The 15,862-nt window shown below is 72.7% G+C and carries 13 protein-coding genes; 2 read left to right on the top strand and 11 right to left on the bottom strand.

The genetic code is table 11. The features are described from left to right. Positions 1–35: 35 nt before the first annotated feature. Complete coding sequence (locus tag AC1Q49_RS11085) at positions 36–863, top strand: DUF4344 domain-containing metallopeptidase (protein ID WP_492492179.1); 828 nt, start codon at positions 36–38, stop codon at positions 861–863. Between the two features lie 70 nt (positions 864–933). Here the strand turns inward: AC1Q49_RS11085 and AC1Q49_RS11080 are convergent, their stop codons facing one another. Genes AC1Q49_RS11080 through AC1Q49_RS11040 form a run of 9 tightly spaced genes read right to left on the bottom strand, consistent with a single transcriptional unit; the run spans position 934 to position 10,459 of the window. Next, positions 934–2,151, bottom strand: coding sequence for an amidohydrolase (locus AC1Q49_RS11080; RefSeq protein WP_492492177.1), 1,218 nt, complete (start codon positions 2,149–2,151; stop codon positions 934–936). Next, positions 2,148–2,795: a VOC family protein gene (locus AC1Q49_RS11075; protein ID WP_060958363.1), complete on the bottom strand. Its 648-nt coding sequence runs from the start codon at positions 2,793–2,795 to the stop codon at positions 2,148–2,150. The genes AC1Q49_RS11080 and AC1Q49_RS11075 overlap by 4 nt, the downstream gene beginning before the upstream one ends. Before the next feature lie 28 nt (positions 2,796–2,823). Beyond that, on the bottom strand, positions 2,824–3,447 hold the full coding sequence (locus tag AC1Q49_RS11070) for an alkylhydroperoxidase domain protein (protein ID WP_061782443.1): 624 nt from the start codon (positions 3,445–3,447) through the stop codon (positions 2,824–2,826). A 1-nt stretch (position 3,448) separates the two neighbouring features. After that, a complete protein-coding gene (locus tag AC1Q49_RS11065) occupies positions 3,449–4,078 on the bottom strand; it encodes a CMD domain protein (protein ID WP_492492174.1) in 630 nt (209 codons plus the stop codon). Further along, positions 4,075–5,151: a putative FMN-dependent luciferase-like monooxygenase gene (locus tag AC1Q49_RS11060; RefSeq protein ID WP_492492172.1), complete on the bottom strand. Its 1,077-nt coding sequence runs from the start codon at positions 5,149–5,151 to the stop codon at positions 4,075–4,077. The genes AC1Q49_RS11065 and AC1Q49_RS11060 overlap by 4 nt, the downstream gene beginning before the upstream one ends. Then, positions 5,148–6,830 (bottom strand): dipeptide ABC transporter ATP-binding protein, encoded by a 1,683-nt coding sequence (locus AC1Q49_RS11055; RefSeq protein ID WP_492492170.1) that lies wholly within the window; start codon positions 6,828–6,830, stop codon positions 5,148–5,150. Before AC1Q49_RS11055 ends, AC1Q49_RS11060 begins: the two co-directional genes overlap by 4 nt. Beyond that, positions 6,827–7,723, bottom strand: coding sequence for an ABC transporter permease (locus AC1Q49_RS11050; RefSeq protein WP_061782447.1), 897 nt, complete (start codon positions 7,721–7,723; stop codon positions 6,827–6,829). The genes AC1Q49_RS11055 and AC1Q49_RS11050 overlap by 4 nt, the downstream gene beginning before the upstream one ends. Continuing rightward, complete coding sequence (locus AC1Q49_RS11045; RefSeq protein ID WP_060958357.1) at positions 7,720–8,769, bottom strand: ABC transporter permease; 1,050 nt, start codon at positions 8,767–8,769, stop codon at positions 7,720–7,722. Before AC1Q49_RS11045 ends, AC1Q49_RS11050 begins: the two co-directional genes overlap by 4 nt. 34 nt (positions 8,770–8,803) lie before the next feature. After that, complete coding sequence (locus AC1Q49_RS11040; RefSeq protein WP_060958402.1) at positions 8,804–10,459, bottom strand: TIGR04028 family ABC transporter substrate-binding protein; 1,656 nt, start codon at positions 10,457–10,459, stop codon at positions 8,804–8,806. Between AC1Q49_RS11040 and AC1Q49_RS11035 the strand changes: the two genes are divergently transcribed. After that, on the top strand, positions 10,458–10,850 hold the full coding sequence (locus AC1Q49_RS11035) for a hypothetical protein (RefSeq protein ID WP_492492167.1): 393 nt from the start codon (positions 10,458–10,460) through the stop codon (positions 10,848–10,850). The two genes, AC1Q49_RS11040 and AC1Q49_RS11035, sit on opposite strands and share 2 nt — an antisense overlap. Before the next feature lie 53 nt (positions 10,851–10,903). Here AC1Q49_RS11035 and treY read toward each other — a convergent pair whose 3' ends face one another. Further along, the gene (treY, locus tag AC1Q49_RS11030) at positions 10,904–13,405 is read right to left on the bottom strand and encodes a malto-oligosyltrehalose synthase (RefSeq protein ID WP_492492165.1); all 2,502 of its coding nucleotides are present in this window, start codon (positions 13,403–13,405) and stop codon (positions 10,904–10,906) included. Between the two features lie 2 nt (positions 13,406–13,407). Beyond that, positions 13,408–15,618: a glycogen debranching protein GlgX gene (gene glgX, locus AC1Q49_RS11025; RefSeq protein WP_101306927.1), complete on the bottom strand. Its 2,211-nt coding sequence runs from the start codon at positions 15,616–15,618 to the stop codon at positions 13,408–13,410. Positions 15,619–15,862 lie beyond the last annotated feature (244 nt).

Raw genomic sequence — 15,862 nt, 5'->3', positions numbered from 1 at the left:
CGCCCCACGAGCGGTCCTCTGCGAGGATGCTCCCCGTGCACCCTCGTCTCCTCTCCCGCCGCGCCCGCATCGTGAGTGTCCTCGCCGCCGCGACGGCCCTGCTGGCCGGATGCACGGCGCCGGACCCCGGCGCCGCGGCGAGCGGGGCAGCGTCTGCCGGCCACGTCGTCGTCGACTACGCGGCGACGACGACACCGGAGAACGAGACCGAACGACGCCTCTTGCAGGATGCCGGGCTCCTCGAAGCCTTCGCCGCGTGGATGGAGGAGACGGTGCGCCTGCCGAAGGACATCACCCTCGTCGCGAAGGAGTGCCAGGACGCCAACGCGTTCTACACGGCGCAGGACTCGACGATCACCGTGTGCTACGAACTGCCCGCGAGCGAGCGCGTCTCACTGCGCGCCGACGGCACCGCCGACGCGGACATCGACACGCAGCTGCTGGAGAGCGCTCGCGAGGTCCTCTTCCACGAGGGCGGCCACGCCCTGCTGGCCGAGCTGGACCTCGCATTCACGGGCCGGGAGGAGGACGTGGCCGACCAGTTCTCCGTCTACGCGCTCACCGGCACCGAGGCCGACACCGACTCGCTGATCACGGTGGCGAAGCTCTACTACCTGCGGGCGCAGGCGGTCACGACCATCGACGAGCTCCCGTTCTCCGACACGCACGGACTCGACGCGCAGAGGTCGGCGAACTTCCTCTGCTACGTCTACGGGGCCGCCCCGGACCGCTACGACTACCTCGTCACCGACGGCGTCCTCGACGGCGACCGCGCCGCCGGGTGTCCGGAGGAGTACGCCCAGCTGACCGCGGGCTGGAGCGCCCTGCTCGCGCCGTTCCGGACCACCTCCGCGACCTCCTGACTCCGACACCGGGCCCCGCACCACGGGGCCCGGTGTCGTCGCTTCGCGTGTCCGTGTCCGCGCAGCGCGCTCAGTCCGCCCAGCGGGAGGGGCCGCCGGATGCCGCGAACTCCGCCGCCGCCGCGGCGCGCAGCTCGGGGTCGGCCGCGTAGGCGACGGCCGTCGCGGCGAGGGCGGCCGCGGCATCCACGAGCGCGTCGGTCGCGGCCGGCAGCACCGTGAGGTCGGCGAAGGCCGCGTTGTGCGGGAAGACGTCGTCGGGTCCGCCGAGGCCGAGCGACGGGTGGATCGACGGCACGAGCCGGCTGACGTTTCCCATGTCGGTCGACGGTCCGCCCTGCGGCGGCTCGGCCGGCGGCGGGACCTCGTGCCCGCGTGCGGCGAACTCATCCACCCAGCGCGAGGTGAGGGCGGTGTTCGTCTGCAGCGGCAGGTACGGCGGGACCGGGTCGACGTCGATCTCGGCGCGCGTTCCCGTGGCGAGCGCAGCACCCTCCAGCACCGCGACGACGCGGTCGGTCAGCTCGCGGAGCGCGGCGACGTCGGCCGACCGCACGTAGAACAGCGCCGAGGCGCGTTCGGGCACGATGTTGGGCGCGGCGCCGCCGTCGGTGATGATGCCGTGGAGGCGGTCGGTCGGCAGGATGTGCTGGCGCAGTTGCGCGATGCTCTGGTACGCCGTCACGACGCCGTCGAGCGCATTGCGGCCGAGCCACGGCGCCCCCGCGGCGTGCGCGGCGCGGCCGTGATAGGTCACGGCGACCCGCCGCACCCCGGTGGTGCGCTGGCCGAGCACCGAGCTGGTGCCCGATCCGCTCGAGGGGTGCACCATGCCCGCGGCATCGACGTCGTCGAAGCCGCCGGCGCGGATGATGAGCTCCTTGCCGCCGCCGTTCTCCTCGGCGGGGGTGCCGATGAGCGACAACCGCCCGCCGAGGCCGGCGACCACCGGCGCCGCCGCGAGGTACGCGCCCACGGCGACGGCCGCGATCACGTTGTGCCCGCAGGCGTGGCCGATGCCCGGCAGGGCGTCGTACTCGGCGATGATCGCGAAGTGCGGGCCGGATGCCGCGGCCGCCGCGGCCGTACTCGCGCGCAGGGCGGTGTCGAGGCCGAAGGCGCCGACCTCGACATCCACACCGTGTGCCGCCAGCAGCGACGCGATGCGGGCGACCGACGCGTGCTCCTCGAAGCCGATCTCGGGCTCGTCGTAGAGCTCGCGCGCGAGCCGCTCCAGCTCGGGGCGGAGCCGCTCGACGGCGTCCGCGATCTCCGCGTCGGCGCTCACAGCTCGACGAGCTCGCCGTCGGCGCGGCGCAGCGTGAGCCGGAACCCCGACTCCTCGCCCGCCACGACCTCCGCGACGCCGTCGCCCAGGCCGTACGCGCCCAGGATCGCCTGCAGCGGCGCCGGGTCGGGCTCGGTGCGCACGAGCGAGACCAGCTCGATGGTGGGAATGTCGCTGAGGCCCGGCTGCGGGGTCGTGCCCCAGTCGATGAGGAACGGCACGTCGATGCGACGGTTCTCCCCGCGGGTGAGCCGCCACTCCAGCAGCGTTCCGTCGGGCGTGCGCCGCGAGAGGTCGCTGACGTCACCCGGGTCGTAGCCACCGGCGCGGGCGGTGGCGACCGTCGCCTCGATGTCGGACGGGTGCACCGCGTAGGCCTGCACGCGGGGCGCGGCGAGGGTGGCGATGCCGAAGGTCTCCGGCAGTTCCGGCTCGGGTCGTGCCGGGTTCGGGCCGATCAGCTCGATGTACTGCGGGCCGCGGCTGCCGTCGACGGTGAGCGCGACGAGCGCGTTGGCGGTGCCGGTCGGATGCGCGCCGCCGGGCGCGGCGACGACACCGGTGCGCTCGGCGAACCAGTCGACCAGGGCGGCCAGGTCGGGGCCGGCGATGACGACGTGGTCGAGAAGGGTGGGGATGCTCATGGATGTCCTCGCTATCGGGGTGGAACGTCTATCGGGTCGCGGCGCGTCGCGCGGGCACTTCGGGCTCGCCGAGCGACAGCATGAGGCGGTTCGCCCAGTTGAAGAACGCGGCGCCGCCGATGACGTCGACGATCTCGGCGTCGTCGAGGCCCGCATCCCGCAGGCGCGCGATGTCGGCCTCGCCGAACGCGAGCGGGGTGTCGGCGAGCGCCACGGATGCCGCGACCACCGCGTTCCACGTCTCGTCGCCGAGGTCGGCCTCCACGCCCTCGTCGAGCAGGCGCTGCACGTCGGCCTCGCGACCGGACTCGCGGGTGGCGGAGGCGGCGTGCACGGAGGCGCAGAAGACGCAGCCGTTGTGTCGCGAGGTGGCCGCGGCGGCCAGCTCCCGCTCGGCGCGCCCGATGCCGCCGGAGACGTTGTAGAAGATGTCGAGGTCGGTGAGCGTGCGGGCGCGCAGCGCCTCGGGGTCGCGTGCGAGCAGTCGGAAGTACGGCATCTTCGCGCGCGCGGGCTCGATGAGCGCGTCGCGCTGCGCGTCGGTCAGCTCGTCCTCGGCCACCGGCAGCAGCCACGGCACCCAGCCGAGCCCCTGCTGCGTGAAGGCGTCGGGGCGGGCGAGGTCGGGGTACGTGGTGACGGTGTCGGTCATGTCAGGCTCCTTCGGACACGGCGGCGGGAACGGCGACGGAGGCCGCGGCGAGCGTGCGCAGCCCCCACGCGACCCGCAACTGGAACGTGAGGAACGCGACGAGCTGCGACAGCGACACGATGTCGTCGGGGCTCCATCCGGCATCCACGAGGGCCTGGATCGCCTCGGCGCGGGCCTCGCGCGGACGGAAGACGAGCAGGTGCGTGTGCGTGAAGGCGGCCGCCAGTCGCGTCTGGAGCGCCTCCGCGGTCGCCGCGTCGGGTGTCCAGCGCGCGCCGTCGGTGGACTCCCCCTGCAGACGCGGCTCGCGGTAGGCGCCGAACGGCCCGGTCGCGGCGGCGGAGGCCGCGGCCGCCGCGACGACGGAGGTCAGCGCGGGGGCCTCGTCGCCGAGGAGGTCGCCGTAGAACGCCGTCGCCTCGGCGAACCCGTGCAGCTGCGAGACGAAGGAGGCCACCGCGTACCGCTCGGCGAGCGGGAAGGTGCCCGGGTCGGCGGGCTCGAGGAGCGCCTCGAAGCTGCGCTGCGCGTTCTCCCGCGCCTGCGCGCGCTGATCGCGCACGGCGGCGAGTGCGTCGCCCGGCGCGATGCCGGCCAGCAGGTCGATGATGTCGGCGGTGGGCGTGCTCATGCGATTCCTTCCGTGGGGGTGCCGGCGAGGGCGAGCGGCCGGTGCGCGCGATGGAGGTCGGCGGCGGCGTCGGGGCCGACGGTGAAGCCGAGGCGCGGAGCGACCTCGTCGGCGAGCAGCTGCAGCGAGCGGAGCGTGAGCTCGTGGGTCGCCGCGATCGAGTGCACCTGGAACGACACGTCGCTGGCCGCCGGCAGCGTCCGGTCGGCCGACAGCGACGCCACGACCTCGTCGACCGTGCCCACATGGGTGTCGGTGATCCGGACGAGCTCGTCGAGCGAGACCCCGTCGGTGTCGATGCCGAACATCGTGCGGGCGAGGTGGCGCAGGCCGTCGCCGGCCAGTTCGAGGGCGCGCGTGCGGTCCTCGGGATCGACGACGAGCGCGGTCCGCGACGCGAGGATGCGCACGGGCGCACCCTCGGGCAGGGCGGCGCGGTACGCCTCGATGATCGGCAGCTGCAGCTCGTGCAGCGGCGCGTCGGGAGCCTCCGGCGTGCGCGGCTGCGTGCGCGACAGCAGCAGGCCGTCGCCCCGCTCGCCCGCGCGGCGGCCGCCGTCGACCGAGAAGGTCGCCTGCCAGATGCGCGCCGACAGGTCGCCCGCGGAGGGGTAGATGTGCGAGTCGGTGCCGCGGACGCCGCGGCCCTCGAGTGCGTCGAGGAGCACGTCGAGGTGGTCGGCGAAGATCTCCCGCCGCCGGTCGGACTCCCGCCCGAACGCCGCGAACGACGACGGCGTGCCGCCGGTGGCCAGACCCAGCTGCACGCGCCCGCCGCTCAGCTGATCGAGCACGGTGGCGTCCTCCGCGACCCGCAGCGGGTCGTCGAGGGGCAGCGTGACGACGCCGGTCGCCAGCGCGATGCGGCTCGTGCGCTCCGCCGCGGCGGCCAGCAGCACGAACGGCGAGGGCAGCCCGCCCTCGTGCTCGCCGAAGTGGTGCTGCGCGACCCAGGCCGACGCGAAGCCGCTGCGCTCGGCCTGGGCGATCTGCTCGATCGCGAACCGGTAGCGGTCGGCGGCGGACGCCTCTTCGAGCACGCGGCTGAAGAAGCCGAGACGGGGGCCGCTCATGCGGGTACCTCTTCCTTGCGGGGGGCGGTCGGGTCGGGGGGCGTCGCCGTCTCCTCGCGCAGTGATGCGCCCGGGATCGCGGCGAGCAGCTCGCGGGTGTACTCGTGCCGCGGACGGTCGAAGACGGTCGCGGCGGCGCCGTGCTCGACCTGGCGGCCGCGGCGCAGCACCGAGACGGTGTCGGCGATCTGGCGGACGACGGCGAGGTCGTGCGAGATGAACACGTAGGTGAGGCCGAGCTCGCTCTGCAGCCGCGCGAGCAGCCGCAGGATCTGCGCCTGCACCGTCACGTCGAGCGCCGAGACCGCCTCGTCGAGCACGACCAGCTCGGGTTCGACGATCAGCGCCCGGGCGATCGCGACGCGCTGGCGCTGCCCTCCGGAGAGCTCCCGCGGATGCCGCGCCCCGATCTCGGGCGCGAGCGCGACGAGCTCGAGGTGGTGCGCCACGCGGTCGGCGCGGTCGGCGCGCGAGCCGATGCCGAAGTTGCGCAGGGGCTCGGCGAGGATGTCGGCGATGCTCTGGCGCGGATCGAGCGACGCGTACGGGTTCTGGTACACGAGCTGGGTGGTGCGGTGGAACGCGCGCCGCGCGCGCCCGCCCGACAGCGCCGTGACCTCCGTGCCGCCGACGCGGATGGTCCCGCGCGTCGGGCTGTTGAAGCCCGCGATCGAGCGTCCCGTGGTGGTTTTGCCCGAGCCCGACTCCCCGACGAGCGCGTGGGTCGTGCCGCGGGCGACGGTGAACGACACGTCGTCGACCGCCCGCAGCGGCGAGCGTCCCGCGCGGCGGAACTCCTGCGTGAGCGCGGAGACCTCCACGAGCGTGTCAGCGCCGGCCGCGGCATCCGGGGCGACCCGGTCGACGACGCGCGCGAGCGACGGCGCATCGGCGAGGAGGGTGCGGGTGTACGCGGATGCGGGCGCCGCGAGGACCGCGGCCGTCGCTCCGGCCTCCTGCACCTGACCGGCGCGCATCACCACGAGCGCATCCGAACGATCGGCCGCGACGGCGAGGTCGTGCGTGATGAAGAGGATGCCGGTGCCCGTCTCGGCCCGGAGCTCATCGAGCAGGTCGAGGACCGTCCGCTGCACCGTCACGTCGAGCGCGCTGGTGGGCTCGTCGGCGATGATCAGCTCGGGCTGCAGCGCGAGAGCCGCCGCGATGAGGACGCGCTGGCGCATCCCGCCCGACAGCTCGTGCGGGTACTGGCGCGCGCGGGTCTCGGGGTCGTCGATGCCGACGCGCTCGAGCAGGTCGATGACGCGCGTCTGAATCTTGGCGCGATCCTTCCAGCCGTGGATGCGCAGCGCCTCCGCGACGCTCCAGCCGATCGTCGCGACCGGGTTCAGCGAGTTGCCCGGGTCCTGCGGAATGAGCGCGATGCAGCGTCCGCGCAGGTGCCGCCACCGCCGCTCCGACAGTCCCACGAGCTCGGTGGGTCCGTCCGTGCGCTCGGACAGGCGGATGCTGCCGCCGGCCACGCGGCCGTTGCCGGCCAGGAGGCCGATGACCGCCTGCGCCACGGTGGTCTTGCCCGAGCCCGACTCGCCGACGAGCGCCGTGACCGACCCCGCCTCGACATCGAACGAGACGCCGCGCACGGCGTCGACGGGGCCCCGGCGGGTGCGGTACTGCACGGCCAGGTCGCGGATGGACAGCAGCGGCTGCGCGCTCACGCGGCATCCCCTCCTCTGAGGGCCTGGCTGAGGCGGTTGGTGGCCAGCACGACGAACACGACGATGAGACCCGGAAGCACGGTCAGCCACCAGGCCGTCGCGACGTAGTTGCGCCCCTCGGCGATGAGCAGACCCCACTCGGGCGTGGGCGGCGGAGCGCCGTAGCCGAGGAAGCCGAGGGTGGAGATCTGCAGGATCGCCGAGCCGAACTGCAGAGCGGCCAGGGCGATCACCGGGGTCAGCGAGTTGGGGAGGATGTGCCGCCAGAGCACGCCGAAGAAGGTGCCGCCGGAGCCGTAGGCGGCCTCGACGAAATCGGTGACGCGCACGCTGACCACGCGGGAGCGCGCGAGACGCGCGAACACGGCGATCGACGTCACACCGACTGCCACCGCGGCGCTGGTGGTGCCGAAGCCGAGCAGGATGACCACGCTCAGCGACAGCAGCAGGGCCGGGATCGCGAGGAGCACGTCGACCACGCGCATGAGCACCTCGTCGACGGGCCCGCCGAGGGCGCCGGCCGCCAGTCCGATGGCCGTTCCCACGATGAGTCCGACGAGCACGGCGACGAGCGCGCCGATGATCGACTGCGACGCGCCGTAGACGACGCGGGCGTAGAGGTCGCGGCCCGTGGCGTCGGTGCCGAACCAGTGCTCGGCGCTCGGCGCCTGCAGCGCGGGCGCGACGGTCTCCGTCGGGTTCTGGCTCGTGAACAGGCTCGGGAACAGCGCCCACAGCAGGGCGACGACGATCACGAGGGCCGGGACGACGAAGCCGGCGCGCGAGAGGAGGCTCCGCCAGCGGAGGCGGCGATCGGCGGCGGGAGCGCCGGGGCCGGAGCCGCCGGGTGCCGTGTCGCCGGCGAGGCCGGCGGTGGTGGCGAGCGCGGTCATCGGGTCTCTCCTCGGGTTGCGGCGCCGACCGGTTCGCCGACCTCGGCATCCAGGCGCTCGTCGACGGCGCGCTCCGCGGCATCCGTCTCATCGGCCGCGCTCGCGCCGCCGCGGGTGCGGCCGGCGGTGCGCAGCCGCGCGTCGAGCACGGGGTAGAGCAGATCGACGATCAGGTTGATGACGACGAAGGCGACGGTGGAGATCACGACCACGGCCAGCAGCACCGGGGTGTCGCGGTTCGCGACGGCCTGGGCGGTGAGCTGGCCGATGCCGGCCCGCGCGAACACCGTCTCGGTGACGACGGCGCCGCCGACGAGCTCGCCGAACAGCAGGCCCGCCATCGTGAGCGTCGGCAGGAGGGCGTTGCGGGCGACGTTGCGCCACAGCAACCACGGCGTGCTCGCGCCGCGGGCGCGGACGACCGCGACGAACGGCTGCTCGCGCACCTCGTCGATCGAGCGCATGAGCACCTGCGCCAGCGGAGCGGCGATCGGGATCGCGAGCGTGATGACGGGCAGGATGAGCGCCTGCACCGGGTCGGCCCCGATCACCGGGACGAGCCCGAGGCGGAACGAGAAGACCTGGATCAGGATGATGCCGATCCAGAAGACCGGCAGCGAGACGAACAGCGGGGGGATGCTGCGGAAGACGCGCCGCAGCGCCCGCCCGGCGCCGTACGTCGCGGTGAACGCGATCGTCACCGCCAGGAAGACCGCGAGCGCGAGGCCGAGCACGGCCAGCGTGAGCGTCGGCGGCAACGCGGTGGCGACCAGGTCGGAGACGGCCGCGCCGCTGGCCACCGAGTAGCCGAAGTCTCCCGTCAGGAAGCCCGCGATCGAGCGGAAGTACTGGACGATGAGCGGCTGATCGGCACCCAGCGACTGGCGGATCGCCTCGATCTGCTCGGGGGTGAGCCCCAGCTCGGGGCTCCCGTACCGGGCGATGACGGCATCGCCCGGGAGGGCCGCCAGCAGCAGATAGGCCGCCGTGTAGGCCAGAGCGAGGACGAGCACCGCCTGGCCCACACGACGAAGGACGTACGACATGGATTCTCCGTGAACCGGTCCGGGAACCGGGTTCTCAGCCTGCGAGCCAGGTCGAGTAGAACGTCGGGCGACCGACCGACTCCGTCTCGAAGCCCTGCACCTTGGCGGTCAGGCCGAACACCTGCGGCTCCTCGAAGATCGGCAGGATGTACGCGTTCTCGGCGAGGTACTTCTGCGCCGCCTCGGACGCCGCCTGACGCTCGGCCGTCGTGGGCTCGGACGCGATCGCCTGCAGCAGCGTGTCCAGCTCCGGGTCGCCGACGGTGCCGTCGGCCGGGTTGAGGTTGAGCAGCGTGTTGCGGTTCTTGGAGAAGTACTGCGACTTCAGCACATCGAAGTCCGCGCGGCCGACCATCGAGTGGTACACCTGGATCGTGCTCTGATCGGTCGACGCCTTGGTCTGCGCGGCCATGTCGCCCGCGAACAGCGACACCTGGATGCCGAGCTTGCCCAGCTGCTCCTGGATGAGGGTCACGACCTCCTTGGAGCGCGGCTGCGGCAGCGCCTCGTTGAAGGAGAGCGTCAGCTTCTCGCCGTCCTTCGCTCGGATGCCGTCGGAGCCGAGCGTCCAGCCGGCCTCGTCGAGCAGGGTGGCCGCCTTCTCCGGGTCGTACGTGTAGTACGACGAGGTGTCGACGTAGCCGAGGGCGGTCGTGGCGAGCGCACCGGTGGCGAGGGGGTAGTTCTTCGTGAACAGGGTGTCGACGATCTTCTGACGGTCGATGCCGGCGATGATCGCCTGGCGCACCCGCACGTCGGCCAGACGCGGCTCGCGGAAGCGGAAGCTCAGGCCGTTGTTGACGCCGTTGGTCGCGGCGGCGTGCAGCGACAGGCCGCCGGCCGCGAACTGGGCCTCGTCGGGCGCGGGGATGTTGCGGGCGATGTCGGCCTGGCCGGCGACGACCGTTCCGACGCGCACGCTGTTCTCGGCGGCGACGACGTAGTCGATGCCGTCGAGGTAGGCGGCGCCCTGGTGCTTCAGCGACGGCGGCGCCCAGTTGTAGTCCTTGCGCGCGGTCACGCTGGTCTGCGTGCCGATCTGCTCGTCGGAGATGACGAACGGGCCGCTGCCGATGATCTTGGTGGCGTTGCCGGGGCCGAACTGCTCGCTCGTGCGGTCGAGCGTCGCGTCGGAGAGCAGCCCCGAGTTGATGGTCGAGACGGCCTGGGCGAATCCGGGCGACGGCGCCGTGAAGTGGAAGACGACCGTGTGCTCGCCGGTGACCTCACCGTGGTCGTAGTTGTTGATCGCCTCGGACACGGTCAGGGCGCGACCCTTGTCGCCCTTGCCGTAGAGGTCGATGTTCTTGACGACGTTGGCCGCGGTCAGCGGCGTGCCGTCGGAGTAGGTGACGTCGGTGCGCAGATCGAACGTGTACTCGGTCGCATCGTCGTTGACCTTGTAGTCGGTCGCGATCCACGGCTCGAGCTCGAGCGTCTCGGGGTTCTGGTAGAGCAGACGGTCGGTGATGTTGTTGACGATGCCGCCGTTGGGGTAGAAGCCCGCGGACGGCGGATACAGCGTCGTCCAGGTCTGCGGCTCGAGGTAGGTCAGGGTGCCGCCGGTCTTCGGCTCGCCGCTGCCGTCCGAGGCGGACGGAGCGGAGGCGCCGGAGGCGCAGCCGGCGAGGAGGGCGACCACGGCGACGGTGGATGCCGCCGCGAGGGCCGTGCGGGTGAATCGGGACATGGTGGTCTCCTGGGATGCGCCGGATGGCGCTGCGGTGTTCGGGATGATCCAGCCCACCATGCGACCCGAGGGCGGAGCCAGTCGCCGGTCACGGGGCGTAAGCGTTCGTCACGAAACGTCATACGCGCTGCGTTTCGACTCGCTGCGCTCGCTCAACGACCGGCGGGGAGCGCTGCGTTTCGACTCGCTGCGCTCGCTCAACGACCGGCGGGGAGCGCTGCGTTTCGACTCGCTGCGCTCGCTCGACGACCGGCGGGGAGCGCTGCGTTTCGACTCGCTGCGCTCGCTCAACGACCGGCGGGAGCAACCCTCCGCGCTCGCTCAACGACCGGCGGGAACAACCCTCCGCGCTCGCTCGACGACCGGCGCCCGCCTCAGCCCCGGTCGTTGAGCGAGCGGCGCAGCCGCGAGTCGAAACGCCCCGGCCCCGTCCGCGCCGAGCGGTCAGTCGCCCGCGACCAGCAGCGCGACCGGCAGGTCGGCGAGCACGGCGGCCAGGGGCGCGGCCCCGCCGGCGAGCTCGCGGCCCGTGAACGCATCGCGCCAGCGCCCCGCGGGCAGCAGCACCGCGGTGTCGCCCCAGCCGCCGCGCGCCGCGAGCCCGACGGGCAGACGCGTCGCCACCGCGATCGCACCGCCCCGGTCGAACGCGACGGCGTGCGCGGATGCCGCGCCGACGACGGGCAGCGGCGTGTACCGCGTGAACAGGTCGGGCCGGTCGCGGCGCAGCCGCAGGGTCCGCGACACGACGAGGAGCTTGGCGCCGCCGGTGCCGTCGAGCGGCGGCATCCACCCGTCGTCGAGCCGTGCGAGCAACGCGCGGCGGCCGGCGAAGTCGACGGGGCGGCGGTTGTCGGGGTCGACGAGCGAGAGGTCCCACAGCTCCGTGCCCTGGTAGACGTCGGGCACGCCGGGTCCGGCCAGCTGCAGCAGCTTCGCCGACAGGGAGTTCGATCGGCCCGCCTCCACCGCTTCGGCGACGAGCGCCTCGACCGTCGGCCGCGCGGACGCGAACGCGGCATCCACGAGCCCGTGGACCCGCGCCTCGAAGGCCTCGTCGGGGTCTGTCCAGCTCGTACCCACCCCGCCCTCGCGGGCCGCCTTCTCGGCGTAGCCGTGCAGGCGCTCGGGCAGGGCGGGGTCGTCCGACCACGCGCCGATCACCGCCTGCCACAGGAGCGCATCGAGGGGGCCGTCGCCGGTGGATGCCGTCGCACGGAGCGCGTCCAGCGCCTCGGCCCAGCGACCGGGGATCTCCGCGAGCACCGAGAGGCGCGCCCGCACGTCCTCGGAGCGCTTCGTGTCGTGCGTCGTCAGGGCCGTCAGGGTGTGCGGCCACGAGGCCTGGCGACGCGCGAACGCGGCGTGGAGTCCGGCGACGTCGAGCGCGAACCGTGACGGATCGCCGCCGACCTCGGTGAGCGACGTCAGCCGCGTGTACCGGTAGAACGCGCGGTCCTCCACGCCCTTGGCGGTCACCGGGCCGGTGGTCTGCATGAAGCGCCGCGACAGCTCGGCGTCCGCATCGGCGACGACCTCCGCCAGCGCGACGAGGGCATCGGCGAGGTCGGGCCGGCGCGCGGATGCCGTGGCCACGGCATCCGCCAGCAGCTCGCGGCCGGCCGGGAGGTACGCGCGGTAGACGGGGAAGGCGGCGAGCAGCTCCGCGAACGCGTCACGCGCACGGGCGTCGCCGAGGTCGGCGCGCACGGCGTCCGGCAGGCAGCGGATGAGGCGACCGACCTCGGCGGCCTGCGACGTGTCGGCGATCTCGCGTTTGGTGCCGGCGATCATGTCGTGCCAGTCCCCCGGCCCGCCGCGCAAGCGCTCGTCGAGCGCGGTCAGCGCCGGCGCACCGGCGGGGTCGACGAGCACCCGGTCGATCTCGCCGAGGGCGTCGTAGCCGGTGGTGCCGTCGGTGGCCCACCAGCCGGGCAGCTCCTCCCCCGGCTCGAGGATCTTCTCGACGTAGACGGGGATGCGCTTCGACGCGGCGCTGCGCGCCTCGCTCAACGACCGGGAAGCAGCCTCCTCCCCCGCCGAGCGGGAGGCGCCCACGTGTCGGTCGTCGAGCACGCGCAGCGCATCGGAACGCGCCTCCCGCGCGTCCGCGACCGCCGCGGCGAGCGCGTCGAGGTAGCCGCCCGGATCGGCGAGGCCGTCGGGGTGGTCGATGCGCAGCCCGTCGACGAGCCCCTCGCGCACCCACCGCAGGATCTCCCCGTGCGACGCGGCGAAGACCTCGGGCAGCTCCACCCGTACCCCCGCGAGCGAGGTGACGGTGAAGAAGCGCCGGTAGTTCAGCTCCTCGGCATCCCGCCGCCACGACGTCACCCGCCAGTGCTGCCGCTCCAGCACGTCGCGCACCGCGAGGCGGTCGGTCGTCGCGTGCAGCGGCGCGGTGCCGGGGGCCAGCGGCAGCACGAGCTCGTAGTAGCGCGCCGTGCCGAAACCGTCGTCGTCGCCTGCCGGCGGTGCCACCTCGATCTCGCCGCGACCGAGCACCTCGTCGAGCGTCCCGCCGAGCACCGGCAGCACGACGCGCTCGGCGCCGTGCTCCCAGTCGATGTCGAACGCGGCCGCGTGGGCCGAGCGGCGCCCGTGGGTGAGCACGTCCCACCACCACGGGTTCTCGGTCGGGTCGGCGACGCCCTGATGGTTCGGCACGATGTCCACGAGGATGCCGAGACCGGCGTCACGTGCCGCCGCGACGAAACGCGACAGCCCGCCCGGACCGCCGCGGTCGGCGTCCACGCGCGTGGGGTCGACGACGTCGTAGCCGTGGTCGGAGCCGGCCGCCGCCTGCAGGATCGGTGACAGGTAGGCCCACTCGACGCCGAGGTCGCGCAGATAGCCGGTGACGGTGGCCGCGGCATCCAGGTCGAACGACGCCCGCACCTGGAGGCGGTAGGTCGAGGCGGGGCGGGGCGCCGTGGCATCCGACATGATCAGTGCGGCAGCTCGGCCTGCGGCGCGGGAGAGCGGACGATGTCGATCGGCACCGTGAGGGCCGCGAGCGACGCGGCGACCGAATGGTCGACGTCGGGCTTCTCCTCCTGATAGTCGCGCAGGACGATCAGCGAGCGCCCCGCCAGCTCGATGGCCTCTCCGCCGTTGCGCGGGTACGTGTCGGTGAGCTGGCCGGTCGTGTCGACCACGATCTCCCACTTCGGGCTGAACTCGGCGCGCGGGATCGTGAACTCGAGCCCTTCGTCACCCGCGTTGAACAGGATGAAGAAGTGGCGGTCCTCGATCTGCTCGCCGCGCCGGTCGCGCTCACGGATGCCGGCGCCGTTGAGGAACACGCCGACGGCGCGCCCGAAGCCCGACTCCCAGTCCTCCGGCTGCATCTCGGTGCCGTCGGGACGCAGCCACGCGATGTCCGGCAGCGGAGCCCCCTCTTCGCGGCGGACGGGGCGCCCGTCGAAGAAGCGGCTGCGCCGGAAGGTCGGGTGCTCGCGGCGCAGGCGCGCGAGCGCCGCCGTGAACTCGACCAGCGGCTGATCGACGTGGCTCCAGTCGATCCACGTGATCTCGTTGTCCTGCGCGTAGCCGTTGTTGTTGCCGCCCTGCGTGCGTCCGAGCTCGTCGCCGTGCGAGATCATCGGCACGCCCTGGCTCAGCAGCAGGGTCGCGAGGAAGTTGCGCTGCTGGCGGGCGCGCAGCGTGAGAACGCCCTGGTCGTCGGTGGGGCCCTCGACGCCGCAGTTCCAGGACCGGTTGTGCGATTCGCCGTCGTTGTTGTCCTCGCCGTTGGCCTCGTTGTGCTTCTCGTTGTACGACACGAGGTCGCGGAGCGTGAAGCCGTCGTGGGCGGTGACGAAGTTGATGGATGCCACGGGTCGCCGCCCCGAGTTCTCGTAGAGGTCCGCCGAGCCGGTCAGGCGCGACGCGAACTCGCCGAGGGTGGCCGGCTCGCCGCGCCACAGGTCGCGGACGGTGTCGCGGTACTTGCCGTTCCACTCCGTCCACTGCGGCGGGAAGTTGCCCACCTGATAGCCGCCGGGGCCGATGTCCCACGGCTCGGCGATGAGCTTGACCTGCGAGATCACCGGATCCTGCTGCACGATCTCGAAGAAGGCCGCGAGCCGGTCGACCTCGTAGAACTCGCGGGCGAGGGTCGCGGCGAGGTCGAACCGGAAGCCGTCGACGTGCATCTCGAGCACCCAGTAGCGCAGCGAGTCCATGATCAGCTGCAGCGTGTGCGGGTTGCCCACGTTCATGCTGTTGCCGGTGCCGGTGTAGTCGGTGTAGTACCGCTTGTCGTCGGCCTCGAGGCGGTAATACGCCTCGTTGTCGATGCCGCGCATGGAGAGGGTCGGGCCCAGGTGGTTGCCCTCCGCGGTGTGGTTGTAGACCACGTCGAGGATGACCTCGATGCCGGCGGCGTGCAGCGCCTTCACCATGCTCTTGAACTCCTGCACCTGCTGGCCGCGCTGGCCGGTCGAGGCGTAGGTGTTCTGCGGGGCGAGGAAGGCGATCGTGTTGTAGCCCCAGTAGTTGCTGAGACCCTTCTCCTGCAGCGTGGAGTCGTTGACGAACTGGTGCACCGGCATGAGCTCGATGGCCGTGACGCCGATGTGCTTGAGGTGCTCGATGATCGCCGGGTGCGCGATCGCGCTGTAGGTGCCGCGGATCTCCTCGGGGATCTCCGGGTGCAGCTCGGTGAGGCCCTTCACGTGGGCCTCGTAGATGACGGTCTCGGCATACGGCGTCTTCGGCTGCCGGTCGCCGGCCCAGTCGAAGAACGGGTTGACGACGACGCCCTTCATCATCGCGTGCGCCGAATCCTCGTCGTTGCGGGAGTCGGGGTCGCCGAAGTCGTAGCCGAACACCTCCTGGCCCCACTGCACCTGACCCTCGACGGCCTTCGCGTAGGGGTCGAGCAGCAGCTTGTTCGGGTTGAAGCGCTGGCCGTTCGCCGGGTCGTTCGGCCCGTGGACGCGGTAGCCGTAGCGCTGGCCCGGCTGCACGGTCGGCAGGTAGACGTGCCAGACGAACGCGTCGACGTCGCGCATCTCGATGCGCGTCTCCTTGCCCCGGTCACCGAACAGGCAGAGCTCGACCCGCTCCGCGCCCTCGCTGAAGAGGGCGAAGTTGGTTCCGCTGCCGTCGAAGGTCGCCCCGAGCGGGTACGCGGATCCTGGCCATGACTGCATGTGCGACTCCCTGTTCGATGACATCGCTCGGTGACATCGCTGCCACACCGTGACGAGACCGCCCCGTGACGAGATCAGCCTAGGGGGCGGATCCTCGCACCGGGGTGTCGGGCGGTGGGTCTGGACGGGGGCGCGCGGAGTTGCTATGCACCCGCGGCATCCCCGCGAGAAACCAGCCCCGACGCGAGAAAGACGTGCAGAGGTGATGTCTCGCGTCGGGGATGGTTTCTCGACGGCTGCCGGA

The sequence above is a fragment of the Microbacterium sp. MPR-TSA4 genome (assembly GCF_058792815.1).
Note: the sequence above shows the minus strand (reverse complement) of the source record. Positions and strands in the feature narration are given on the sequence as shown.

Bases quoted from the DNA above. Each gene is read 5' to 3' on its own strand.
- treY (WP_492492165.1), bottom strand. From the start codon at position 13,405: ATGTCGGATGCCACGGCGCCCCGCCCCGCCTCGACCTACCGCCTCCAG.
- AC1Q49_RS11035 (WP_492492167.1), top strand. From the start codon at position 10,458: ATGGTGGTCTCCTGGGATGCGCCGGATGGCGCTGCGGTGTTCGGGATG.
- AC1Q49_RS11075 (WP_060958363.1), bottom strand. From the start codon at position 2,795: ATGAGCATCCCCACCCTTCTCGACCACGTCGTCATCGCCGGCCCCGAC.
- glgX (WP_101306927.1), bottom strand. From the start codon at position 15,618: ATGCAGTCATGGCCAGGATCCGCGTACCCGCTCGGGGCGACCTTCGAC.
- AC1Q49_RS11050 (WP_061782447.1), bottom strand. From the start codon at position 7,723: ATGACCGCGCTCGCCACCACCGCCGGCCTCGCCGGCGACACGGCACCC.
- AC1Q49_RS11045 (WP_060958357.1), bottom strand. From the start codon at position 8,769: ATGTCGTACGTCCTTCGTCGTGTGGGCCAGGCGGTGCTCGTCCTCGCT.
- AC1Q49_RS11070 (WP_061782443.1), bottom strand. From the start codon at position 3,447: ATGACCGACACCGTCACCACGTACCCCGACCTCGCCCGCCCCGACGCC.
- AC1Q49_RS11065 (WP_492492174.1), bottom strand. From the start codon at position 4,078: ATGAGCACGCCCACCGCCGACATCATCGACCTGCTGGCCGGCATCGCG.
- AC1Q49_RS11040 (WP_060958402.1), bottom strand. From the start codon at position 10,459: ATGTCCCGATTCACCCGCACGGCCCTCGCGGCGGCATCCACCGTCGCC.
- AC1Q49_RS11060 (WP_492492172.1), bottom strand. From the start codon at position 5,151: ATGAGCGGCCCCCGTCTCGGCTTCTTCAGCCGCGTGCTCGAAGAGGCG.